19 protein-coding genes are annotated in these 23,559 nt (G+C 71.4%); 8 read left to right on the forward strand and 11 right to left on the reverse strand.

Annotation, left to right across the window (positions count from 1 at the left end):
* Position 1 precedes the first annotated feature (1 nt).
* Together GF068_RS43540 and GF068_RS11975 are read right to left on the reverse strand one after the other, a co-directional pair.
* A complete protein-coding gene (locus GF068_RS43540; RefSeq protein WP_170319442.1) occupies positions 2 to 790 on the reverse strand; it encodes a hypothetical protein in 789 nt (262 codons plus the stop codon).
* The gene (locus GF068_RS11975) at positions 787 to 3,531 is read right to left on the reverse strand and encodes a GYF domain-containing protein (protein WP_153819496.1); all 2,745 of its coding nucleotides are present in this window, start codon (positions 3,529 to 3,531) and stop codon (positions 787 to 789) included. Before GF068_RS11975 ends, GF068_RS43540 begins: the two co-directional genes overlap by 4 nt.
* 138 nt (positions 3,532 to 3,669) lie before the next feature.
* Between GF068_RS11975 and GF068_RS11980 the strand changes: the two genes are divergently transcribed.
* On the forward strand, positions 3,670 to 4,332 hold the full coding sequence (locus tag GF068_RS11980; protein ID WP_153819497.1) for a ComF family protein: 663 nt from the start codon (positions 3,670 to 3,672) through the stop codon (positions 4,330 to 4,332).
* 7 nt (positions 4,333 to 4,339) lie between these two features.
* On the opposite strand, the gene GF068_RS11985 is transcribed toward GF068_RS11980, so the two are convergent.
* Entirely contained in the window at positions 4,340 to 6,667 is a 2,328-nt protein-coding gene (locus GF068_RS11985; protein ID WP_153819498.1) for a serine/threonine protein kinase, read from the reverse strand.
* Positions 6,668 to 6,839: 172 nt separating this feature from the next.
* Here GF068_RS11985 and GF068_RS11990 point away from each other — a divergent pair, with 172 nt between their 5' ends.
* The 3 genes from GF068_RS11990 (at position 6,840) to GF068_RS12000 (ending at position 9,012) form a co-directional block, all read left to right on the forward strand.
* Positions 6,840 to 7,880, forward strand: a complete 1,041-nt coding sequence (locus tag GF068_RS11990; RefSeq protein ID WP_153819850.1) for a polysaccharide deacetylase family protein — start codon at positions 6,840 to 6,842, stop codon at positions 7,878 to 7,880.
* 118 nt (positions 7,881 to 7,998) lie between these two features.
* Positions 7,999 to 8,700, forward strand: a complete 702-nt coding sequence (locus GF068_RS11995; protein ID WP_338046336.1) for a hypothetical protein — start codon at positions 7,999 to 8,001, stop codon at positions 8,698 to 8,700.
* A gap of 27 nt (positions 8,701 to 8,727) precedes the next feature.
* Positions 8,728 to 9,012, forward strand: a complete 285-nt coding sequence (locus tag GF068_RS12000; protein WP_206079453.1) for a hypothetical protein — start codon at positions 8,728 to 8,730, stop codon at positions 9,010 to 9,012.
* Here GF068_RS12000 and GF068_RS12005 read toward each other — a convergent pair.
* On the reverse strand, positions 9,009 to 10,121 hold the full coding sequence (locus GF068_RS12005; RefSeq protein WP_153819499.1) for a HupE/UreJ family protein: 1,113 nt from the start codon (positions 10,119 to 10,121) through the stop codon (positions 9,009 to 9,011). The genes GF068_RS12000 and GF068_RS12005 overlap by 4 nt on opposite strands.
* Before the next feature lie 7 nt (positions 10,122 to 10,128).
* The gene (locus tag GF068_RS12010) at positions 10,129 to 11,481 is read right to left on the reverse strand and encodes a hypothetical protein (protein WP_206079454.1); all 1,353 of its coding nucleotides are present in this window, start codon (positions 11,479 to 11,481) and stop codon (positions 10,129 to 10,131) included.
* Positions 11,482 to 11,586: 105 nt separating this feature from the next.
* On the opposite strand from GF068_RS12010, the gene GF068_RS12015 reads away from it, so the two are divergent.
* Positions 11,587 to 12,549, forward strand: a complete 963-nt coding sequence (locus GF068_RS12015; RefSeq protein WP_153819500.1) for a hypothetical protein — start codon at positions 11,587 to 11,589, stop codon at positions 12,547 to 12,549.
* A gap of 143 nt (positions 12,550 to 12,692) precedes the next feature.
* Here GF068_RS12015 and GF068_RS12020 read toward each other — a convergent pair whose 3' ends face one another.
* A complete protein-coding gene (locus GF068_RS12020; RefSeq protein ID WP_153819501.1) occupies positions 12,693 to 13,250 on the reverse strand; it encodes a hypothetical protein in 558 nt (185 codons plus the stop codon).
* 111 nt (positions 13,251 to 13,361) lie between these two features.
* Here GF068_RS12020 and GF068_RS12025 point away from each other — a divergent pair, with 111 nt between their 5' ends.
* Positions 13,362 to 14,168: a hypothetical protein gene (locus GF068_RS12025; RefSeq protein WP_153819502.1), complete on the forward strand. Its 807-nt coding sequence runs from the start codon at positions 13,362 to 13,364 to the stop codon at positions 14,166 to 14,168.
* A 75-nt stretch (positions 14,169 to 14,243) separates the two neighbouring features.
* Here GF068_RS12025 and GF068_RS12030 read toward each other — a convergent pair whose 3' ends face one another.
* The gene (locus GF068_RS12030; protein WP_153819503.1) at positions 14,244 to 15,659 is read right to left on the reverse strand and encodes a DUF4331 domain-containing protein; all 1,416 of its coding nucleotides are present in this window, start codon (positions 15,657 to 15,659) and stop codon (positions 14,244 to 14,246) included.
* Between the two features lie 34 nt (positions 15,660 to 15,693).
* Positions 15,694 to 16,785 (reverse strand): SMP-30/gluconolactonase/LRE family protein, encoded by a 1,092-nt coding sequence (locus GF068_RS12035; RefSeq protein ID WP_153819504.1) that lies wholly within the window; start codon positions 16,783 to 16,785, stop codon positions 15,694 to 15,696.
* Between the two features lie 246 nt (positions 16,786 to 17,031).
* On the opposite strand from GF068_RS12035, the gene kbl reads away from it, so the two are divergent.
* Positions 17,032 to 18,240: a glycine C-acetyltransferase gene (gene kbl / locus GF068_RS12040; RefSeq protein ID WP_153819505.1), complete on the forward strand. Its 1,209-nt coding sequence runs from the start codon at positions 17,032 to 17,034 to the stop codon at positions 18,238 to 18,240.
* 382 nt (positions 18,241 to 18,622) lie between these two features.
* Here the strand turns inward: kbl and GF068_RS12045 are convergent, their stop codons facing one another.
* The 3 genes from GF068_RS12045 to GF068_RS12055 form a co-directional block, all read right to left on the reverse strand.
* A complete protein-coding gene (locus GF068_RS12045; protein ID WP_338046338.1) occupies positions 18,623 to 19,792 on the reverse strand; it encodes a zinc-binding dehydrogenase in 1,170 nt (389 codons plus the stop codon).
* Between the two features lie 95 nt (positions 19,793 to 19,887).
* On the reverse strand, positions 19,888 to 21,366 hold the full coding sequence (gene lepB / locus GF068_RS12050; RefSeq protein ID WP_153819506.1) for a signal peptidase I: 1,479 nt from the start codon (positions 21,364 to 21,366) through the stop codon (positions 19,888 to 19,890).
* 60 nt (positions 21,367 to 21,426) lie between these two features.
* Positions 21,427 to 22,491, reverse strand: coding sequence for a hypothetical protein (locus tag GF068_RS12055; protein ID WP_153819507.1), 1,065 nt, complete (start codon positions 22,489 to 22,491; stop codon positions 21,427 to 21,429).
* A 57-nt stretch (positions 22,492 to 22,548) separates the two neighbouring features.
* On the opposite strand from GF068_RS12055, the gene GF068_RS12060 reads away from it, so the two are divergent.
* On the forward strand, positions 22,549 to 23,547 hold the full coding sequence (locus GF068_RS12060) for an NAD(P)H-dependent glycerol-3-phosphate dehydrogenase (protein WP_153819508.1): 999 nt from the start codon (positions 22,549 to 22,551) through the stop codon (positions 23,545 to 23,547).
* The last annotated feature ends 12 nt before the right edge of the window (positions 23,548 to 23,559 follow it).

Raw genomic sequence — 23,559 nt, forward strand, 5'->3', positions numbered from 1 at the left:
GTCAGGGCTCGAAATCGTCGCTCGGCTTGGGCTTCGGCGCCGGGGAGCCTCCCGCGGGCGCGGCGCCTCCGCCACCCCCGCCGTACCTCGGCCGCGTGGACTTGCCGGTGAACTTCGCGAGCGCCGTCTCGGCCGCGCCCGTCTCGAGCGCCATCGCCAGGCCCACGACGAACGACGACGCGAGCCCCGCCTCGCTCGTCGCGCGCGCCCTGAGATCCGCGAGCACGATCCGCGCGCCTTCAAGCTCGCGCGCGGCATCGCCCGATTTCGCCGCGGGCGTCGTCGAGAGCTCCGTCCGCTTCGTGTCGAGGAAACGCGCGCGTTGCTCGAGCTCGCCCATGCGCCGCGCCACGTCGAGCGACGCCTTCACCGACGCCTCCACGGCCTTCGCGAGCGCCTCGGGATCTTCGGTCTTCTTGCCGCGCTTCTGCACGAGCACGAGCAGCTTCGCGTCGGGCGTGAGCTCGAGGTGCAGCGCCGTGCCCGCCTCGTCGAGCGCCTTCGCCTTCTTCGTCGCCGCCTCGAGCGCCTCCGACGCGTCCGCCGTCTCCGCGAGGCCGAGCGCCTTCACGAGCTCGGCGCGCGCGGCCTTGCGATCCCCCTCGGCACGATCGACCTCGCCGCGCAGCGCGACGACGGACTTGAGGAACTCGTCGAGCGTGGGCTCCTTCGTCGTGATCGCCTTGCCCTGCTCGATCTGCGACAGCGACGGCCCGCAACCCGCGAGCGTGGACAGGCTCGCCGCCACGACGACGGAAGCCGCGATCCCTCGCCACGACGAAACTCTCATCCGCACTGGAGCACGCCTCCCCAAAGCTCGTAGCTCGACTTGCCCTTCTGGAGGAACACCGCGGTCACGTACGCGCCGGCCACCACGGCCACGCCCTGGCCGAAGTTGCCCGCGGGCGGCGAGAGCGCGATCGGATCCCCCACGGGCGCGAAATCCGGGCCGAGCGTCTGCACCCGAACCGCGCGCGCGCCCGCCGATCCCTCGGTCCAGATGAGCACCCATCGCCCGTCCGGCAGGCCCGCGATCCCCGGCGCGAACGCGTCGCCGCCTGGGCCCCCCGCCGGCAGCTCGATCACCTCGGTCGAGGCCGGGATCGTGGGCGCGGGCGCGTGACCGAGCCGGATCTTCCACGGGCCCTCGTCGCTCTCGCGATCGGCGAAGAGGATCGCGACCTCGCGGCCGTTCCATCCGCTCATCGGCTTGCCCACCTGCCCGCCCGATCCGACGACCTTCACGAGCTCGCCGCTGGGCTTGCGATCCGGGCCGACGAAGCCGCCCATCACCACGCCGTCGCGGCGAAACGAGACCGCGTAGCCCTTGTCGCCCGCGACGATCACGCGCGCAGAATCGAGCGGATCCGCGCCGCTCACCGGCCAGAGCGGCTGCGGCGCGGCGTCGACACGATCGGCCGTCGCCAGGTTGCCCTCGGCGAGCCCCACGAAAAATGGCGAGGCCGCAGGCACCTGCACGACCGACGCGAGCGTGCCCGACGACTCCTTCGCCGCGACGAAATACCCCTTGTCGGTCCCCGTCGGCGCGACGCGATCGATCTCGCCGCTGACCCTGTCGACGAAGCCCTCGTTGACCTGGCCGCTCGACGGCGTGACCTCGATGCCCACGGCCTCGTCCGAGCTCTTCGCGTAGCCGATCGAGACGTTGCCCGAGGCGAGCGGCAGGAGCTCGAAGGGGACCTTGTGCGAGACGACGGGCGCCCATCGCACGGGCTGCTTCGCCACCCAGCAAGGCTTGGGCGGCTGCGGGAGCGCGTCGCGGATCTCGCGGACCGTGTTCGCCAGGACCGCGCGCGCGCCGCCGCCGGCCACCGTCGGCTTGACCGAACAACGCCCCACGAAGAACGCCGAGATCACCATCGCCACGAGCAAGCCGCTGCTCGTCGCGATCATCTTCACGGGCAACGTGCTAGGCGCGGGCGCGGGCGCGGCCGCGGCCGCGCGGAGCCCTTGCGTCGTCGCGGCGAGCGCGGATCGCGCGCCCGGCAGCTCCTTGTACGTGTACGGCTCGCCCGAGCTCGCCGCGCCGAAAGGGGCCTCCAGCGCGTGTTTCTCGGAGGGCAACGTGGGCGAGGCGTCCATGGGCGGCGGCGGCGTGGTCTTCGGCTCGGACGCGCCGTTCGCGGGCGCTGCCGCGTCCTTGTCGGGCAGCGGCGACGTCGTGGGATCCGCGAGCAGCCCTTCGATGCGGATCGTCCTCGAGACCTCGTGCGACAGCTTCACCGCGCCGGCCATCGAGGGGCCCGTGTAGCCACCCGCCGTGAGGTCGGGCGGCAGGATCGCCGTCGTGCTCGGCTCGCGTGGAGGCGGGGCCGGCGGCAGCTCGTCGACGCGGGAAGGCGCCGTGATGGGCGCGGCCTCGGCCGCGGGCGGCGCGGCGGCGAGAGGCTCGAGCGGCGTGGGCACCGTCGGCGCGAGGGCCGCGGCGGGCGCGGGCGGCTCGGCCGGAGGTGCTGCGGTGGCAGGCTCGACCGGCGCGGCTGGAGGCGTGCTCGGCGTGGCCTTCGCGGGCCCGCCTGCGCGCGGCGCGACGGCGGGCGTGGGCCTGAGGAGCGCCGACGGCCGCAGGATCGCCGAGGGCTTGTCCGCGGCCTTGTCCGTGACCGGCCGCGGGATCGCCGGGCCGACCGCGGGGCGCGTGGCCTCGCCCGTCGTTGGCTTCGTGAGCACCTTCGACGGGGCGCGCACCGGGCTCGGCCCTACCGTCGAGAGCTCGGAGCCCTTCGCCTTCGGCAGGGGGCCGATCGACGTGTTCTCCGCGCCGACGCTGGCCTTGGGGCGCGTGACCTCGGCGGGCTTGACGGGCGCGGCGACGGGCGGCGGCAGCGGCTGCTTCGCGGGTCCTTCCGCGGCGCGCGGCGCGACCATCGCGGGCTTCGGCGTCTGGGTGGTCGTCTCTTTCGCGGGCTTCGCGGCCGGCGGCGCCAGCTCACCGACGTTCGTGGTCTCGTCGTCGCTGACGTCGTTCCAGAGCGCGTCGATCGCGCTCGGCGTCGTGCGCTTCGGGCCTGGCGCGCCCGTCCCCACGGGCGGCGGCGGGCGGACGGGGGCCGGGGGCTCTGCGCTCGGGCCACGCGGCAGCGCGTTCTCGAAAGCCGCGCCGCCGTACTCCGGGCGCAACGTGATCGGCGCGCCGCCTGGGGGTGCGGCGTCCATGCCTGCGCCCGAGGGCACCACGATCGGCGCGCCTTGCGCGGTCCTGGGCGGCGCGGCGGGCCCCGTGATCCCGAGGAGCGTGCTCAGTTGCCCGCGCTTCTCGGGCATCGGGCCGCCGCCGATGCGCGGGGCCGAGACCTGGTGCTGCGGCGCGCCGGGCTCCTCGGTCGTCGGCGTCGCGTCGGCGAACGCGGGCACCGTGAAGGCGGGGACCCACTCGTCCATGCCCTCGCGCCAGACGAGGACCGACGGCGGGAGCACGCGTGACGCGATCGCCTCCCGCAGCTCCTCGGTCCGCACGAGCCGCTGCACGCCTTGCTCGTCGGTCCAGCGCCACTCGTCGCGGCCGGTCACGCGGGCCTCCGGGGGGACCCCGATTCGTGTTGGTTTCGGGCGAGCACCTCGCGCGAATCGTACAGCGACCCCCGCGACGATGCGCGGAATTTCGTTCGCCCCCGCGCAACTGCGGGCCTTCGCCGTCGATGTTCGTGCATGTCGCTGCGGCTCCCCTTTTTCCTCGCGTCTCTCCTGTCGCTGGCCGCGCGTGCCCTCCTCGACACGCTGAGCCCTCCGGCCTGCGCGGCTTGTGACGCACCGGTCCTTCGCGCCCGCGTCTTTTGCCCGAGCTGCGCCGCGACCGTGCTCCGCGCGGAGAACCTCCCCGGCGAGCCGCTCGCCTTCGCAGCCTTCGGCGGCGCCCTCGCCGTCGCGCTCCGGCGGTTCAAGTACGAGGAGCGTCCCGATCTCGGGCGCCCGCTCGGCCATCTCCTGCGCCGGCTCGTGCGCGAGCAGGCGCCGGCGGTGGACGTCGTGGTCCCCGTCCCGCTGCATCCGCGGCGCCTCGTGGAGCGCGGCTACAACCAGGCGGCGTTGCTCGCGCGCGCGGCCGCGGGCGAGCTCGGCGTCCCCCTCGCGGCGCGCGCGCTCGTGCGGCATCGTGACACCCCGAAGCAGGCGCACCTCGGCCGCGCCGAGCGCCTCGTGAACGTCGAGCAGGCCTTTTTCGTGCGCGCGCCGCGGGCCGTGCGGGGCCTCCGGGTGCTGCTCGTCGACGACGTGGCCACGACGGGCGCGACCTTCGAGGCCTGCCGCGGTGCGCTCCTCCGGGCGGGCGCGCGCGAGGTCGTTGCGTTTTGCCTGGCGCGGGCGGGTTGAAGCGCGCTCACCGCTTCTTCTTCCGCGGAACCTGCGGCGGCGGGCGACCCGGGACCACGTCGATCTTCAGCGACTCCTGGCAAGGCACGCGGACCGTCACCCCTGCCGAGAGCCACTCCGGGTAGCGCCCTTCGGCCGTGCTCGACACGCGCACGAACTTGTTGCCGCAGGGCACCTGGAACGGCTCGTTCGTGCGGCCGAGCTTCTTTCCGCTGAGGTACACGTGCCCCTCGGCGGGGAAGTTCACCGTGAGCACGCCGTACCCTGCGGGAGGCGGCGGCGGAGCGGGCGGCGGGGCGACGGACGGCTCGGGCGGGCGGGTCTCGGGGATCGCGAGAGAGAGACCGGCTGAGGCGGCGGCCGCGGAGGCCGCGACGTCCGGCGCCGCCTCGTCCGAGCCGCTCAAGAGGACCGCGCCCGCGGCGATCAGCGCGACCGCGCCGCCCGCGGCCACGAGCGCGATGGGCGGCGGCCGCTTCTTCCGGAGGGCCGGAACGGGAGCGGGGGCCGTGATGGCATCAGCAGCGGGCGCCGCAGCGGCAACGGGCGCAGGCGCTCCGAACCGAGGTGGCACCGGGGGCGGCGCCATCGGCGGCGGCGTCAGGGCAGGTTTTGCGCCTGCGGCCGGCGGCAGGGGCGGCGGCGCGAAGGCGGGCAGGGGCGCGGGCGTCGGCTCGGGCAGCGTCGGCAACGCCATGAGCGTGTCCGCGAGCTCCAGCCGCTTGTTGCCGATTTTCCCGGCCGCGGCCGGGTCGAGCACCTCGGGCAGCGTTGGTGGCAGCTTCGGCGGACCGGGCTCGACCTTCCCCGCGCCGGGCGTGAGCTTGCCCGGCAACGGCACGACCTTCTCCGGCCCGGTCATGACCTTCGCCGGCCCGGGCAGCACCTTGCCCGCGCCGGTCGTGACCTTCGCGTGTTTGGCCGCGACCTGATCGGGTTCGGTGATCGCGAGCGCTGCCTTCTCTCGTTCTTCGGCCCCGATGCCCAGCGCCGCCAGGCTGATGTCCGAGCGTGACGTCGCGTCGTCGAAGAGCTGGTCGAAGAGCGCCTCGTCCGGCACCGACTCCTTCCACTCGCTCTCCGGCACCACGGACCCGATCGGCGCGGCGATCGTCGGCTTCGAGGGACCTCGCTCCGGGCGCGCCGGGGCGACGGGCGCCGAGCGCACCGTCGGCGCCTCCGGGTGGACCTCCTCCTCCGTCACCGCGATCGGCAACCTCGGCGGACCTGGCACCCGCTCGGCCAGCGCGCGCAAGAGCGGGTACACCGACGCCGGCGGCGCGTCCCCCGGGTCGCCCGGCCGCTCCGACAAACGCCCCGGCGGCCTCGACGGCGGCGGCACCGACAGGCGCTGCTTGCTCGACCCCGACGGTTTGGCTGGACGCACCGACTCCAGCGGCACCCGCCGCCGCGGCCCGCCGTCTCCCTCCGGCGGCTTCGTCCGCGGCGCCTTGAGCGGCGCGACCTTCGCTTCGAGGTCCTTCTGCCCCTCCTCGATCCCCGGCGCTTTGTTCAGGATCCGCTCGAGCTCCTGGCACGACACCTGGCGTTTGTCCGGGGAGGGCTCGAGCGCCGCGTCGATCGCGCGTGTCAGCTCCTTCGGCAGATCGGGCCTGTGCGTCGCGAGTGGCTTCGGCCTCGTGCCGACCTCGGGCGGCTTCGTCCCGGCGTAGAGCGACCAGAGCAGGATCCCGAGCCCGTACACGTCGGCCTTGGGCGTCACCCGCTCGCCGCGCGCCTGCTCCGGCGCCATGAACCCTGGCGCGCCCTTGATCACGAACGCCACCGTGTCCGGGCTCCGCCCGAGGATCTTCCCGAGGCCGAAGCCCGTCAGCCGCACCTGCCCGTCCCAGCCGATGAGCACGTTCTCCGGGTGCATCGTCCGGTGGATCACGGGCGTCGGCGTGCCCTCCTCGTCCTTCGCCGCGTGGGCGTGCGCGAGCGCGCCCGAGAGCGCGCGGCCGAGGAACGCGATCGTCTTGTCGTCGAGCTTCGCCTGCTGCCGCCCGAGCAGCTCCTGCAGCCGATCGAGCGTCACGCCCTCCACGTGCTCGAGCACCAGCACGAGGTGCCTGTCGTGCTCGAAGAAGTCGAACATCCGCTGGATCGACGGGTGGTTCAGGACCGCGCAGATCGCCGCCTCGCGCACGAGCTCCTCGGCGAAGATCGCGTCCCCCTCGATGGTGTTCCGGACGAGCTTCAGCGTGCAGAGCCGCGAGAAGCCCATCGGACCTTCCATGCGTCCGACGTACACCTCCGCCGAGCCCGCTCCGGACAACCTGCGGAGCACTTTGTACGCCCCGATACGCTCGGGAACGGGCTCACTCGGGAACATGGGGGCGATGATACCGGAGCCAGGTCGTCTTCCCCAAATCGCAGGCACGCTGTCGGCGGATCCTGTCCCCTGACGCGTTTTGTGGACACCCGAGACGGAATATTCGGCCAGCGCGAGGAGGACGAGGGGGGACGAGCACTTCTCCGAAAGTGTGCTGAACTACACCACCTGCATGCGCCTCGATCCCGTGCGCTCCACGTCACCGTCCTCCAAGCGTGCGCGGTTCGCGCGTGCGCTCGACACCCTGGGAATCCTGGATCGGCTGCTCTCGCTACGCGCGAGGCTCGCCGCGCGCGCTCTCATGGTGCTCACGTACCATCGGATCGCCGATGCCGCGTCGGTCGGGGAGCTCGACGGCGACGTGCGCGAGACCGACGCGCGTGGGCTCGCCGAGCAGGTCACGCTGGTGAAGGCGCACGGCGCGTTCGTGTCGCTCTCCGACGTGCGGCGCTTCCTCCGGGGCGGGCCCCTGCCGCCGAACCCCGTGATGCTGGCCTTCGACGACGGCTATCGTGATTGCCACGACGTCGCCCTGCCCATTCTGAAGAGAGCCGGCGCGACCGCGACCTTCTTCGTGCCCACGGCCTACCCCGACGCGGGCCGCATGTTCTGGTGGGATCGAATCGCGCTCCTGCTCCGGCGATGTCGGAGAGCGGCGCTCGTCATTCACTACCCGCGCCCGATCGTGCTCGACCTCCGGCGCGACCCGGGCGGCGTCAAGCGCCACCTGCTCAGCCTGGTGAAACGCACGCCGGGGCTCGACCTCGTGCGCTTCTTCGACGAGCTCGCGCGCGCCTCGGGCGTCACGCTCGACCCGGCGGAGGAGCGGTCGATCGCGGCGCGCACCATCATGGGCTTCCGCGAGGTCCGGGCGCTCGCGGACGCCGGGATGAGCGTCGCCTCGCATTCGCACGAGCACCGCGTGATCGCCACGATGACGCCGGAGGAGGCGCTCTCCGACCTCGGCCGATCGCGCCGCGTGCTCTCCGACGTGCTCGACGAGGACGTGCGCTCCGTGGCTTATCCCGTGGGGCACCAGATCGACGGGCCGTTCTTGCGCGTGGCGAAAGACGCGGGCTTCGACCTCGGGTTCACGAATGCGACGGGCTTCTGCGTGAAGGGCCATGTCGACGCGCTGAACGTCCCTCGTATTGCGATGGGACAGGAGCTCGAAGGGGCGATGTTCAAATTGATGCTGGTGGCCAGGCCGTGAACGGCGAGGCCTTTCACCCCGGACGTCTCCGGCCATGCGGCTCCGATCTGCCCATCGCCGAGGCCCGGTGTTTGCCCCTCTCGCTCGCGGGCTTCCGCCCGGGAAGGTCAGGTGGCTCGTGTCTCGCAATCAACGTCGTCGCTCCCTCGGGGCTCTTCTGCTGACCATCACGACGGCCGGGGCCGCCTTCACGGCCGCCGGTTGTGGCGGGGCGCCGAAGGGGAACCAGGCCGCCCGCTCGGCCGATCCGAGCATCGTGCGGGTCGCGGGAACGAACGAAGATCCGGCGATCCGGGAGGCGGCCGACGAGCGCGCCGCGCAGCAGGCCTGGTGTGAATACCTCGAGGCGCTCTACCACCGCGCGACGGGCGAAAACGAGGCCTGGCCGAGCCGCGCCGAGTGCGTCGAGGCGAGGACGATGGCGTCGCCCGAGATGCTCCGCCGCACGGCGAGCTGCTCGCGCGCGGCGCTCGACAGGTTCGACGGAGATCCGTTCACGAGCGCTTATGCGGCCGAGGTGAGCCGCTGCGGTTCGTCCGCGCTCGACGCGGTCGAGGCGAAGATCGAGGAGATCACGCCGTACGTCGCGGCGATCTGCGGGCGCATGTCCCGGTGCGGCGAGGCCACGTACGACGAGTGCCGCGGCGAGCTCGGCAACGGCCTGCGGCCGCACCTCGAGCGCGCCGTCGGCGCGATGAACCGGCGGGGCCGCGCGGCGTTCGAGGTTTGCCTGCAAAACATCTCGTGCGGCGACGTCGGCTCGCAGGTCGTGAGTTGCCTCGAGCCCATCATGGACGGGCTGCTCTGGCTGCCTGGCTGAGTGCGCTTTCGGTTATGCTGCGCGGGTATGGGTAAAAACGTCATCGTGTCGGAGGAGACGCTCCGGGATCTCCTGGAGGCGCACGCATCTCTTTCGGCCTGGTATTACGAGCTCTCGGCCGCGCTCGCCTCGGCCGGGGCCTCGGCGCGGTCGCCCGACGACGCAACCCGCGCGGCGTTCGTCGAGGGGCTCGGCAAGATGTTCCCCGAGGTCGCGCAGGTCGCGTCCACGATCCGCGTGCCCCGCCCCTTCGTCCCGCACCCGCCCCGCATCTCGATCCCCGCGCCGGTCACGGACGAGGGGAAACGTTAACCTCCCGAATCGAAGACACGCAGGACGAACCAGACGAGGCCGAGCGCGGCAATGCCGAGGCTCAGGACCTTCACGCCTCGTTTGTCGAGCCACTTGCGCTTCTGGGCCGCGACGAGCGCCGGGAGCACGACGGCGAGCACGGCGAGCTGCCCGGCCTCGACGCCCAGGTTGAAGGCGAAAAGCGCGCCCGGGATCTCGGGGCGCGGGAGCGAGATTTCGCCGAGGGCGCCCGCGAAGCCGAAGCCATGCACGAGGCCAAACGGGAAGGTGATGCGCCAGCGCTTCTCGGCGTCCTTCACGAGCTGGTTCTCGACGCCCACGTACGCGACGGAGAGCGCGATGATCGGCTCGACGATCCGCCCGCTCGGCGCCCATACCCCGAGCACCGCGAGGCCGAGCGTGATCGAATGCGCCACCGTGAACGCGGTGACGACGAGCAGGAGCGCGCGCAGGCGCCCGCCCACGAGCACGAGGCCGAACAGGAAGACGAGGTGGTCGTAGCCGAAGAGGATGTGCTCGATGCCCATCCGAAAAAAGCCGAAGAAGCCCGCTCCCTCGTGCTCGGACTTCTTCGCGGCGGGGGCCTCTTTCCCCGGGATCCCGACGAGGCCGAACTCGCGGCTCGCGCCGAAGAGCACGTGCTCGGTGGGGCCGGCGCCCGCGTCGGCGCGCGCGACGTGGCGGTGGCCGTAGGGCAGGTCGTCGAGCAGATCGAGCCGCACGCGCACGGCGCGGGGGGCCGCCGGGCAGCGGTAGACGACGCGCAGGGAAAAACCGTCCTCCTCGACGAGGAAAGCGTCGTCGAGCGTCCCCGGACAGACCCCCTCGCCCGCGCGCACCGAGACGCGATCGACCACCGCGCGGCCGAGCGCCTCGCGGGCGTGCTGGATCTCCGTCGGTGAGACCGCGCCGTCGCCGTCCTCGTCCATCACGCGGACGAGCGAGAGCACCTCGCGCCGCGCGAAGACGAGCTCGGCGGCGATCGTCGCGCCGTCGATGCGGTATTCGCCCCGCGACAAACCCACCTGGTGGGCCGAGGCGGCCCTCGGCAGGAGCACGAGGAGGAGCGCGGCGAGCGTGATCAGCGCGGCGAACGAAGCGCGAGGCATCGGCGCGTCAATCTCCCTGGCCGAGGAGCTTTTTGGCCTCGGCCGCGGCGGTGGGGTCGAAGTGCGGGTTCATGGCGAGCGCCTCGCGGACGAGCTCCTCGCCCTCGTTTTTTTCGCCCTGCGCGATGCGGATGGCGCCCGCGTGGAAGAGCAGCGTGGGCTCGCGCGTGCCGTGCGCGCGGGCCGCGTCGCTCTCCTTGCGCGCGGCGGCGAGATCACCCTTTCGGTAGAGGGCCCAGGCGAGGACGTCGGTCGTGTGGATGCCCTTGCGGACGGCCATCTCCTCCCGGATGAGCGCGAGGGCCTCGTCGTGTTTCTCGTCCCTCGTCGCGTGAAACGCCGCGAGCGCGCGCCGCTCACTCGCGCGGCCGATCTGCGCGACGCGCTCGTACGCCTCCGCCGCGCCCTTCTCGTCGCCCGCGGCCTTCCGCGCGTCGCCGAGCAGCCACGCCGTCTCGCAGAGCGGGCTCCTCGCGAACGCGCGCGCGGCGAGCTCCACGGCGCGCTTCGTCTCGCCCTTCGCGAGCGCCACGCGCGCCTTGCCGACGAGCGCCGGCGGGTAGTCCGAGACGGCGCTGAGCGCGCGATCGAAGCCCTTGTCCGCGCCGTCGACGTCGCCCTCGTGCCAGAACACCTTCGCCGCCTCCACGAGCACCCACGCGAACGGCTCGGGATCCCGCGGATCACTCGCGTCCATCGCGGCGCGGTAGTTCTTCTTCGCGCCCGTCGCGTCGCCCTGGAGCCAGCGCAGGTGAGCGGCGCGCGCGTACGAAGGCAGGCTCGGCTTCAGATCCATGAAACGTTGCGCGCTCGCGAGCGCCTCGTCGAAGTGGCCGAGCTCGAGCGCCGCGTCGCTCTTCGTGCCGAGCGCGAGCAGATCGTCCGGATCCTCGGCGAGGATCTGCGCGGCGAGGTCCTTCGCCTCCACGAACGCGTGGCTCTCGAGCAGCACCGCCGCGCGCAGGTTCCGCGCCGGCCGGTTCTTCGGCGCGCGGCCGAGCACGAGGTCCGCGGCCGCCCCCGCGTTCAGGTAGTAGCCCGGATCCGCCTCGAAGCGCGCCTTCCGGATCCACGCGCGCCCGAGCAGGATCCACGGATCGATCGGCTCGGGCGTCTTCTCGATGCGACGCTCGAGCAGCTCGATCTCCTTGTCGATCACGCTCGAACCGTTCGGCTTTTGCAGGGCGAGCGCGCGCGTCGTCCTCGCGCCTTCGTCCTCGGCGGGAGGCGCCGCGGCGGCGGATGACGTGGGCGCGGGTCGTGCTTCGCTCTCGGCCTTCTTGCAGGCCGGGATCACGAGGACGAGCAGGGCGGCGAGCAGGAGCCGGCGCGGGGTTCGGGAGGTCTCGCTCGGGGGCACGGTGGCTTCACGCGCTACGCGCGACGGGCCGCTCCGGCCCCGCGAAAACGTATCAAAAAAAAGCCTTGCTGGGCGGGGACCGTCTCTGCGATTCGATGACGACGCATGAGGCCCGCTTACCTTCTGCTCCTCGTTTTCGGCGTGTTCGGAGGCTGCACGTGCGGGCGAGACGCGGGCGAGGGCGCCGCGCCCTCGGCGAGCGCGCCCGCCTCCGCAGCGCCGAGCGTGAAGGCCCCCGCCGCGAACACGCCGGCGCCCGACGACGAGGTGAAGCCGGTTTATCCGAAGACGAACGATCCGCCGGACCCGCTCGCGGAGAGACTCTGCGAGGCGCTGCACGGTCTGCCCACGAAGCGCAGGGCGAGCTGCTGCGGACACGCGCCCGGCTTCTCGCTCGCCGCCGAGTGCACGCGCACGTTGAGCTACGCGCTGCGGGAGAAGGCCGTCACCGTGGACCCGGCCGGCGCCGACGCGTGCGTCGCGGCGATGGAAAAAGCACACGACGGGTGCGGCTGGGTCGGGCCGGCGGGCGCGGCGCTGCCTGCGGCGTGTGACGGCCTCGTGCGGGGCACGGTCGACGAGGGCAAACCTTGTCGATCCTCGCTCGAGTGTGACGACGGGCTCCGGTGCCTCGGCGCGGGGCCGACGGACATGGGCGTCTGTCGCAAGCCGCTGCCGAAGGGTTTTCCGTGCGGCGTCTCGGTCGACACGCTCGCGGCGCTCACGCGGCAGGACACGTTCGAGGCGCGCCACCCAGAGTGCAGCGGCTACTGCGCGCAGCGCAGGTGCCGCGACCTCGTGGCCGAGGGCGGCGCTTGCAAGGCCGACGTCGCGTGTGGCGCGGGCAAGCTCTGCGACGAGGGCACGTGCCGCGCGGGCGTGTTGCCCGGCGAGGGACGAGCCTGCAAGCGCGCCTGCGCCGCGGGGCTGCGCTGCGAAGACGGCACGTGCGTGGGGCCGAAGGAGGAGGGCGCGCCTTGCGAGGGCGACGTCGAGTGCCGCGGCGGCTGCCTGCGCGGCGACGCGGGCAAGGGCGGCACCTGCGGGATGAAGTGCCGCATGTTGTGAAGGCGCGGCGGGGCGGGCTCAGAGGGTGTTCTACAGGCGTCGCGAGCGGCGCGAGGTTAGGGAGGGCGAGCGAGGCGTACTTTGTACGCTGAGCGAGTCCGACCGACGCATCGCGCCGCGCAGCAGCCTGTGGAACACCCTGCTCAGCGCCACTGCAACATGTCGTCATCCATCCGCGGCGGCGGCGTCGCGGGCTTCGGCCGCGGCGTCGGCCGTCCCGTGTACGGGTCTTTGCCGTCGAGCGGTCGCAGCAGCGTGATCTGCACCTTCCCCCCGCGCACGGTCACCTTCGCTTGCCCCGCGTCGAGCAGCGCCTGCACCTTGCGCACGGCCGCCGCGCGCTCCTCGGCCGGGCCGAGCTCCGACGCGCGCCGCGCCGCTGCGATGTCGAGCTCGGCCGGCGCCTCGGGCGCGCGCGTCCGCGACACCTTCTCCTCGACGCGGGCGAGCCGGGCGTCCATCTCGCCGATCCGCTTGTCGCCCTCGTCGTCGCGGCGGGCGTCACGATGGAAGCTCGCTTGCGCCATGGTCATCACCATGGCCATTTGCTGCATGAACGCGGCTTGCCGCTCCTCGATCATGCGCATCTGCCCTTCACGCGCCGCGGCCTCCCGGCGCACGGCCTCGATCTCGGCGAGCGCCCGGTCCTCTCGACCCGGATCCACGCATCCCGACCCGAAGGCACAAAGAGCCGTGATCACGAAACCCCTCGTCACCCAGCGCCGCAGCATGCCCACCTCCACGAAAGCTCATCGTATCCCGACCCTCCTCCGGGCGAAACGCCCTTGCCCGTGCGCGGCCGAGGTCGCCCGATGAGCGGGAGCATGTCGGGCGGGCATTTCCTGGGGTTTTATGCCGCCGTGCTCGGGCTCGTGGCGCTCGTCGTCGCCCTCTCCCGCCCCGAGATCGCCGCGCGGCTCGGCAAGCGCGGGCTCCCCGTCGGCATCGGCGCGGCTTTGCTCCTCGTCGCGCTCGCCTTGTTCGGCAGCGGCAGCCGCCGGATCACGTTTCGAACGGCCCTCGGCCCGACGTACGGTTTGCCCGCGCGGATGACGCAGGCGCACATCGACGCGGCGCTCGCGAAGGCCGCCTCGCCCTCGTTCGTCGCATACATCGCGGCGCTCGCGGGCCTCTCGCCGCTCGAGCGACCCGAGCGGCTCGCCGCGGGTTTGTCGGTGCGGCACATCTCGGGGTTCGAGCTCCCGGACGAGGGGTTTCGTGTCACGCCTCCGCCCAGGGTCGGCGAGCCCTGGATCCTGGTCTCCTACGACGACGCCGAGAATGCCGTGCTCGCGGCCTTCGACGGCGGCGAGGGGATGCGTCGCTTGCAGATCGCCGAGCGCCTCGCGACGGACGTCCTCCCGGACCTCATCGTGATCGAGGCCCTGCGCGCGGCGCCCACGGACGAGGAGAAGATCACGCTCCTCCGCGGAACCACGCTCACGGTGCCCCGCGCCGCCGAGCACCTGGCGCGCGCGCTCGAGGAGATCGCGGCCGGCGCCTCGCCCGCGGTGCAGGACGTCCTCGCGTCGAAGCGCGCCTACGTGCAGAAATACGTCGACGACCCGACATTGCGGGGTTTGCCCGCGAGCACACGCCTCGCGCCGCCCGAGCCCTGAACGAGACGCCGAAAAGGAAAAGCCCCGCATGCGCGAGGCTATCCATTGCAATCGATGTCGATCGGAGCGCCGCGCTCAGGGCGCCTCGCCCTTGCCCCGCGTCGACCCCTCCCAGGGCGGCGCGAGGTACGGGAACGTGCTCTTGAACGTCGCGTCGTTCGTGTCCACGCCGTCGGGGACGTTCGCCGCGAGCTTGCAGAGCAGGAGGCTCAGCTCGATATCGGTCACGTCCTCCTCCTTGTTCGTCCCCTTCTCGACCTTGCGGCCGTTCGGGAACTGCGAAGCGAGGCCGAGGTCGACGCGCAAGACGTCGCCGATCGCCGTGATGTTGTGCCCGAGCCCGCCGTTCAGGCTGATCACGTCGATGATATCGGTGCGGTTCGTCTTGTGCCCCGCCGCGCCGCCCGGGCAAGCCGCGAGCGGGCCGCCGGCCGCGTAGAAGCCGGCGAACTCGGCGTCACGCACGATCACCGGGTTCAGGATGTACGCGCCGAAATTCGCCACGTCGTCCTTCGGGTGCGTCCGGTTGTACTTGTCCTTGTCCTGCAGGCCGATGACCGCCTCGTTGATGAGCGGCAGACCGAGGCGCGAGACCTGCACCCACGGACCGAAATTGTCGGCGGCCTCGTTCCTGCGCAGGATGCGCGTCTTGCGGCGGCTCGCCGAGGCCCAGACGCCGATCGTCTGGTTGTCGTTCGCCGTGCCCGGCACGACGGCCGCGCCGCCGTTCGCCACCGCGAGCGGGATCTCCAGGGCGATCGTGTGCACGTTGTAGCCCGACACGTTGTCGTAGGGCTGGCCGCCGAGCACGGTCTCGAGGCCGGCGAGGTCGAAGATCGCGCCGAGATCCACGGAGAAACCGTCGTCGCGCGGGCCGGCGAAGGCCCGCCCCTCGGCGCCGCCGCCGAGCGGACGGACGACGCTCGTCGGGCCGTCGTCCACGAAGAACTGCTCGTACGTCTTGCCCATCGGGATCTGATAGGCGAGCGCGTTCGTCCGCGGGCCGACGTTCGGCGGCGCGACGGGCGCGTTTTGCACGAGGACCACGGGGTTCTGCCCATTGACGAGCTTCGTCACCGAATACGACTGCGTCGAGCCCGCGAGCTGCGAGAAGAACTCCTTGCCATTACCGACGGGCGCGTTCATGTCCGCCGGGTCGACGTAGGGGTACGGGGTCGACGAGAAGCGGACCTGGTAGGTCAGCGCGTCCTCGAGGCTCGAAGGGCCACGCGCGATGTGGATCTCGTAGAGCACGTCGTCGGAGAACTTGTGCCAGTTCGGGCCGGCCGCGGGCTCCTCGAGGGGGATGTAGTTCGCCAGGATCACGAGGTTTCCGCCCTCGACCCAGGCATACAGATCGGTGTTGTCGGCGCGCGGGTCCTCGCCGATCCCCGGCGCCTCGGCGTGGCTCGAGGCCATCGCCGTACCCGCCGTGCCGAGCGTCGTGAGCGCCGCGAGGGCCGCGCTCGTCCACGTCATTCGCTTCATCATGATGAGACAAACTCCTTTCTTCGCCCTCTGGCGCTCACTCGAACGTCACACGGAACACGGTCCCGCCATTGGCCGTGCCATCGACGAAGGCGAACGTATTGCCGCCCTTCTTCGCGCGATGCATCCCGCCGGCCTCGGTGAACGTGTCGATGCCCTTCGACAGGTACGTCGGCGCGTTCGTCGCGAGATCCACGGAGATCACCGCGTCGGTTCGTTTGTCGGGGCTGAACGCCGAGACGAGGAGCGTCTGGTCGCCATCCATGAGGGCGACGCCGCAGGGGTACCCCACGCGAATGCCCGAGAGGAGCGTCGTCGCCGTGCCGTTCGGCGCGACGCTGATGATGCTGCCGAGGCCGTCGCCCTGCGTGGTGTCGCAGGCGTAGACCGTGCCCTCGACGGAGATCGCCACGCCGCTGGGATCCTGGAAGGGAGCGCCCTTCACGACCGTGGCCACGCTGCCGCTGCCATTGGCGGCGAGCTTGAAGATGCCGGGCTGGCCTTGCGGATCGGTGCCGGCGAAATAGATGACGTCGTTGCCGCCCTCGTCGCGGATCTCGATGCCGCGCGGCCGGTAGCCGTCCGCCGCCGTGATCGGGGTGAGCGCGCCGCCGTCGTTGGCGATCGTGAAGATGCGCCCGCGATCCCCGGTCGGATCCTCGGCGCCGACGTCGGCGATGAAGAGCACGGCGCCGTCGGTGCGCGTCGCGAGGTTGAGCGGCGCGACCAGCGGCGCGCCCGTATGGAGCGCCGTCGGAGGCGCGGAGTTATCGCCCTTCGCCTTGAAAAGGGCCGGCGCGCCGCTCGCGTCGAGCGCCGTGAAATACACGTCGGCGCCCGCGACATCCGGGGTCGCGTCGAACGGACGGCGGAACTGCATGCCATTCGCGGCCGGCGCGGCGTTGAATTCGGCCGAGCCGCCGGCGCCGCCCATGCCGCCGGCGCCCCCCATGCCACCCGTGCCCCCCGTGCCCCCGCCCGCCCCGCCCATGCCGGACGAGCTCGAGCTCGACGTCGTCGTGTTCGGAGGCGGCGGATCGTCACCACAACCCTGAGCGGCGATGGCGGCGATAAGCAAGCTCGTCACGGCGATGGGGCGCAAGAGGCGGTGATGCCTCGTTTCCCTCATGCTTCCTCCTTCAATGGGCCTGCCCACCCAGCCGCCGCGCTCGGCACGTGTCACGACAATGCGAGGAAGTGACACGCGCTGCAGCGAGGGAGGATACGTGGATCGACCCGCGATACCCCTTTATCGGGGTGCGTCGGCTACGCCCCAGCGGAGGCGACGGTTGCGCGATCGAGCCCGTTATTCGGGAAATGGCTCGATCCGGTGGCCATCGACCACGAACGCGGCTCGATCTAGACTGCCCGCGTCATGTTCGACGTCGCGAAGCCCATCTACGCCCAGACGCTCAGCGAGATTCGTGGTGCCGGCCTCTACAAGGACGAGCGCGTCATCACCACGCCGCAAGGCGCGAACATCCGCACGAGCGGCGACCCCGCGAGCGGCGCGCCGCGCGAGGTCCTGAACTTCTGCGCCAACAACTACCTCGGCCTCTCCTCGCACCCCACGGTGATCGAGGCGGCCAAGCAAGCGATCGACTCCCACGGCTTCGGCCTCTCCAGCGTGCGCTTCATCTGCGGCACGCAGGACCTGCACAAGCAGCTCGAGGGCACGATCAGCCGCTTCTTCGGCACCGACGACACGATCCTCTACTCGTCGTGCTTCGACGCGAACGGCGGCCTCTTCGAGACGCTGCTCGGCGAGGAGGACGCGATCATCTCGGACGCGCTGAACCACGCCTCGATCATCGACGGCGTCCGCCTCTGCAAGGCCGAGCGCCACCGCTACCCGAACGGCGACATGGCCGCGCTCGAGGAGGCGCTGCGCAAGACGCAGGACAAGCGCATCCGCATGATCGCCACCGACGGCGTCTTCTCGATGGATGGTTACCTCGCGAAGCTCGACGTGGTCTGCGACCTCGCGGACAAGTACCGCGCGATGGTGATGGTCGACGACTCGCACGCGACGGGCTTCATCGGCGCGACGGGCCGCGGCACGCCCGAGGAGTGTGGCGTCCTGCACCGCATCGACGTCATGACCTCCACGCTCGGCAAGGCGCTCGGCGGCGCGAGCGGCGGCTTCACCACGGGCCGGCGCGAGATCATCGAGCTCCTGCGCCAGCGCTCGCGCCCGTACCTGTTCTCGAACACGGTGGCGCCGCCGATCGTGGGCGCCTCGCTCGCGGTCTTCGCCTTGCTCGAGCGAGAGCCCGCGCTGCGCGAGCGGCTGATGTCGAACGCGCGCCGCTTCCGCGAGGGCATGACGGCCGCGGGCTTCACCATCAAGAACGGCATCCACCCGATCGTGCCGATCATGCTCGGCGACGCGCGCCTCGCCGCCGACATGGCCGCGGCGATGCTGGAGGAAGGGATCTACGTGATCGGCTTCTCGTACCCCGTCGTGCCGAAGGGCGAGGCCCGCATCCGCGTGCAGCTCAGCGCGGCGCACACGCCGGAGCACGTGGAGCGAGCGATCGACGCGTTCACCCGCGTCGGGAAGAAGCTCGGCGTCCTCGGCTGACAGCTCCGCGCTCGCGGAACGTCACTCGGTCCAAGCGGAACGTCACTCGGTCCAAGCGGAACGACACTCGGTCCAAGCGGAACGGCACTCGGCCCTTGCCGAACGACACCCGGCCCTCGCGGAACGACACCCGGTCCAAGCGGAACGACACCCGGCCCTCGCGGAACGACACCCGGCCCTCGCGGAACGACACTCGGCCCTCGCGGAACGGCACCCGGCCCTCGCGGAACGGCACCCGGCCCTCGCGGAACGACACCCGGCCCTCGCGGAACGGCACCCGGCCCTCGCGGAACGGCACCCGGCCCTCGCGGAACGGCACCCGGCCCTCGCGGAACGACACCCGGCCCTCGCGGGACGCGAGGGCTCGGAAGAGGAAGGACGTTCAGTAGCGGATGACGACCTTCGGGAAGGTCGTGATCGCCTTCTCGAACGTCGTCGGGTCGTAGTCGCGGAAGTCGAACATCGTCCCCTCGCCGCGCTTCAGGATGACCTCCCAGATGAGGTCGTGGATGTTCGGGTCGCGCGACTCCAGGAGGTGCCGCGTGATGTGCCACGTCTCGAAGATCCGACGGCCGATCACGCTGTGCAGGCTGATCCCGTCGACGATCAGCCGATCGAAGTTCTCGATCACCGCGTCGCCGCTCTTCAGCCCGAACAGGATCACGTCGCCGCCGCGACGAACCGCGTGGATGGCGTTGTTCACGCTCGAGTTCACGCCGCTCATCTCCAGCGCCACGTCCACGCCGACGCCGTCCGTCAGCTTCCGGATCCGCTCCGTCAGCTCCGGATCACTCGCGTGGGGCCGGTCCGGCGCGCCCTTCTGCGGCCTTAGCACCACGTCCGCGCCGAGCCGCCGCGCCATCTCCGCGTGGTTCTCCAGCGGCTCGACGCCGATGATGTAGTTCGCGCCCATCGCCCGCGCGATCGCCACCGCGAACAGGCCGATCGTCCCGCACCCGACGATCGCAACGCGCTTGCCGCGCAGGTTCACCTTCGTGCACGCGTGCACCGCGTTGCCGAACGGCTCCTGGATCGCCGCCACCTCCGGCCGGATCTTCGTGATGTCCGTGCGCCAGAGGTTCTTCGCCGGCAGCTTCACGAGCTCGGCGAAGCAGCCGTCCTCGCTGATGCCGATGATCTTGTCGTCGGCGCAGACGTGCGTGTCGCCGATCCGGCACTGGTAACAGACGCCGCAGGGGATGTGGCTCTCCGTCGTCACCACGTCGCCGACCTCGAGCCCGTGGTGCCGCTTCGCGTCCGTGCCGAGCTCCACCACGCGGCCGAGCAGCTCGTGGCCGATCACGCGGGTCGCCTTCTTGTCGCGCTCGAGCGACTTGAAGATCATGTCCTTGAAGGCCGTGCGGAACCAGATGCCGCGGTCCGAGCCGCAGAAGCCGGTCATGATGGGCTTGATGAGCACCATCGACCGGTCGTGGTAGTCGCTGGCCTCGTCGATGCGGGGCCGCTCCACCTCGGTCTTTCGCAGGCCCGTGGAGCTCTCCCACGGATCGGTCTCGCGGTCGTACGTCAGAGCCTGCATCGCGTCGCTCACGTTGGGCGCCTCCTCGAAAGACACGTCGGCCAGTGTCGTCGTGGCGCAGGACTGCGCAAGTCCCAAGGCGAACGAACGCTGCTTGACGCAGCGGGTTAACGCGGCTTGCGGGGCTGGGGTGGCGGGGCGGAAGGCGGCGTGGTTTGCGAGACGGGAGGACGCTCGCGCATGCACTTGTCGAGGCCGGCTTGCAGCGTCGCGTCGAGCCCGCCGGGGAGCTTCGGACGGCCCATCACGTTCACGAAGAGCCTGTCCTGCGCGATACCGCCGCCCGGCGCGAAGCTCATCCACACGAACATCGCGCGGCCCTTGATGTTCTCGAAGGGCACGCCCGCGCCCATGCCGCCGCGCCAGCTCCGCGAGTCGTGGCTGTTGTAGCGGTTGTCGCCCATCACCCACGCCTCGTCCGCGCTCACCTTGAACGGGCCCTGGTGATGGCCGCAGAGCCCCGCCTTGCACGACTGGCCGAGCCCGCAGTCCTCTTGCCCCTTGCACGTGGGCTCGTCCGGGCCGTTCGGGTGCATGTCGTCGTGCGCGAAGAGCGTGAAGTACGACTTGTCCTCCAGGAACTCCACGTAGAGCCAGCCGTCGTTGCCGTAACGCCCGACGTAGCAGTGCGGGACGAGCCAGCCGTTGATGATCGGCCGGCCGTTGATCGCCTCCAGCGTGTCGCCGGGGCCCGCGATCACCCGCTTGATGAAGTCCTGCTCCTTGTTCTCCGGGAACTTGAAGACCATCACGTCCCCGCGCGTGGGCGGCAGGCTCGAGAAGAGCCGCTTCTCCGTCCACGGGATCAAGGGGCCGTAGGTCAGTTTGTTCACGAAGATGTGATCACCGATCATCAGGCTCGGGATCATCGAGCCGCTCGGGATCTTGAAGGCCTCGATCACGAACGCGCGCAGGATGAGCGCCACCGCGACCGCCACGCCGATCGACTCGGCGTACTCGCGCATCTCGCCCTTGCGCCAGCGCGACAGGTGCTCGCCCACCGCGCGGTCGGCCCGCGCGTGCGCCGTGTCGAACTCCGCGAGCTCGAACGTCTCGGCGCGCATCACCTTCTCGAGGCCGCTGATGGCCTCCTCGAGCCGCTCGCGCTCGGCGCTCCGGAGGCCCTTCTGCACCTCGCGCGCGTTCTGCTTGAGGATACGCCGCGCCTCGTCGACGAGCGCCTGCGCCTCCTCGAAGCGCGCGCGCGCCTGCGGCGGGATGTCCTTGCGGCCCACGCCGATCGCGCTCGAGAGCGGGAGCTCGTAGCGGTAGTGCCACGCGAGCATCGCGAAGATCGTGAACAGCACGATGCCCGCGGGGATCTGCTGCTCCGCGACGAATACACGCAGGCCTCCGGCCGAGACGTCGCCGGGCGCCGGCGTCAAGAGCCAGACGGCGAGGATGGCGAGGACAAACGGCAGCGTGACGATCCAGATCGCGTAAAAGAGCCCGCGGAGCCAGGACGGTCCTGGGTTGTTCGAGTTCGGCCGCTGCGTGGGAGACGGATCGGACCCCTCCGCCGCGCCGCCTTCTTTGGCGAGGGCGGGCGAGCTCTCGGGGGACCGTTCATCCGGCGTGGTTGCCAAGGGGTTAGCCTTTCTATACGCCGCCCCGGGGCAGGGCAAGGGCGGGAGGCGTCGCGGGGCTCAAGGCGCGGCCCCGACTTCGACCGCGTAACTCACGAGTGCGGCCCGGTCATCACCGGCCGTGGTGGGCGGAGCCGTCCTGCCGGCCGCCGCCGTGTTGTCGAAGACCACGTAGTACTGGCCGGCCGGCAGCGGCAGCGGCCTGCGCCAGACCATGCCGGAGGACACGGGCTCGTCCAGGACGGGGGCCGCGGGCGGAGGCCCGAGGCCCACCGCCGTCGTGTAGTGCTGGAGCCACGCGTCACCCACGCCGCGATGCACGACGATCACGTCGACCGCGGGCGCGCCGTCGACGGCGACGCTCAGGTAAAGGGCCTGCCCCTTCCCCTTCACCTCGAAGGGCCCGACGTGATCACGCTGGCCCTGGTGCACCTCGACGCGCTCGTTCGCGAGCACGAGCCTGCCGTTGTCGGCGCTCTCGTACGGCGATCCTGGCCGCTTGCCCTTCTCCACGATGCCGAGGCCGAAGTCGACGCTGCCGTCGGCGTCGCGGATGACGGTGAATCCGCGGCTGATCTCCTTCTTCAGGATGGCGCCGCCCACGGTGTCGAGGAAGCCCTGCGGCGATCCGCCGGGCAGGCCGAAGGTCCCGGGCTGCGGCGGCTGCTCGACGAGGCGCGACGTGAACGTCGTCGCGCTCGTCGATCGCTCGCGGAAGTAGATGTACATCGTGCTGCCATCCATCAGGAAGTCGTGGTCGTACTCGACCGCCGCGCTCGCATCGAAGCCGATGCGCTTCGTGAGGTTGGTCCAGGCGTAGCCGTAGCCGCCGAACTGCAGGAAGAGGTTGCCCGAGGCGAGCTCCTGCGCGGCGCAGGAGAGCGGGAAGAAGCGGCCCGTCGCGGGGTCCTCCTCGCGCAGCATGAGCGGGATGCTCCGCTTCTGCACCTCGCGGCAGATCTGCCCGCGCGCGAAGGAGAAGATGCCGCGGCGGAGCGTGAGGTTGCCCGGATCGTTGACGACCCCGGGCATCACCGCGAGCGACGTCTGGCCGCAGCTCGCGCCCACGAAGGAGAGCGCGAAAGCGACGGAGAGCAGGCGCGTCGTGACGGCACGGAAGGACATGGCGGGGGAGAATAGTGCATACACCGGGCCTCTGGCGGATGTTAGCGTTTCGGCCGCATGTCGAAGGTGGCAGTCCTCGGCGCGGGCGCGTGGGGAACGGCGCTCGCGAAGGTCCTCGCAGACAAACAGAACCCCACGTTCCTCTGGTCGCACCGCGAAGAGCTCGCGCTCTTGATCAACGAGCGGCGCGTGAACGAGCGCTACCTGCCCTCGGCCCCGCTGCCGCCGACGCTACGCGCGACCGGTGATCTCGAGGAGGCCCTCTCCGGCGCCGAGCTCGTCGTGCTCGTCGTGCCCTCGCACGCGATGCGCGAGGTCGTGGCGAAGGCGCGGCCGTACATCCCGGAGCGCGCGCTCCTCTGCAGCGCGACGAAGGGCATCGAGAACGACTCGCTCATGCTGATGAGCGAGGTCGTCGTCGACGAGCTCGGGCGCGCCGTCGAGCCGCGGCTCACGTACCTGTCGGGGCCGAGCTTCGCGAAGGAGGTCGCCGCGGGACAACCGACGGCCGTCGTCGTCGCGGGCAAGAGCAACGAGGAGACCCTGGCCGTGCAGCACGCGTTCGCCTCGGAGCGGCTGCGTGTCTACTCGTCGGACGACGTCGTCGGCGTGGAGGTCGGCGGCGCGCTGAAGAACGTCGTCGCCATCGCGGCGGGCGCCGTGGACGGGCTCGGCTTCGGGCACAACGCGCGGGCCGGGGTGATCACGCGGGGCCTCGCGGAGATCGCGCGCATCGCCATGGTCAAGGGCGGCAGCCCGCTCACGCTCGCGGGCCTCAGCGGGCTCGGCGACCTCGTGCTCACCTGCACCGGCGAGCTCTCGCGCAACCGCACCGTCGGCTACGAAATGGGGCGCGGGCGGACGCTCGAGGACGTCCTCACCCACCTCGGCCACGTGGCCGAGGGCGTCAAGACCGCGAAAAGCGCCTACGATCTCGGCGTGAAGCTCGACGTGGACCTGCCCATCACGGCCGAGGTCTACCGCGTGCTCTACGAGCAAAAGACCCCGCTCCAGGCCGTCGTCGACCTCATGAACCGGGCGCTGCGCAAGGAGTGACGCGGCGGATCC

The organism is Polyangium spumosum, from assembly GCF_009649845.1.
Classification (GTDB): domain Bacteria; phylum Myxococcota_A; class Polyangia; order Polyangiales; family Polyangiaceae; genus Polyangium; species Polyangium spumosum.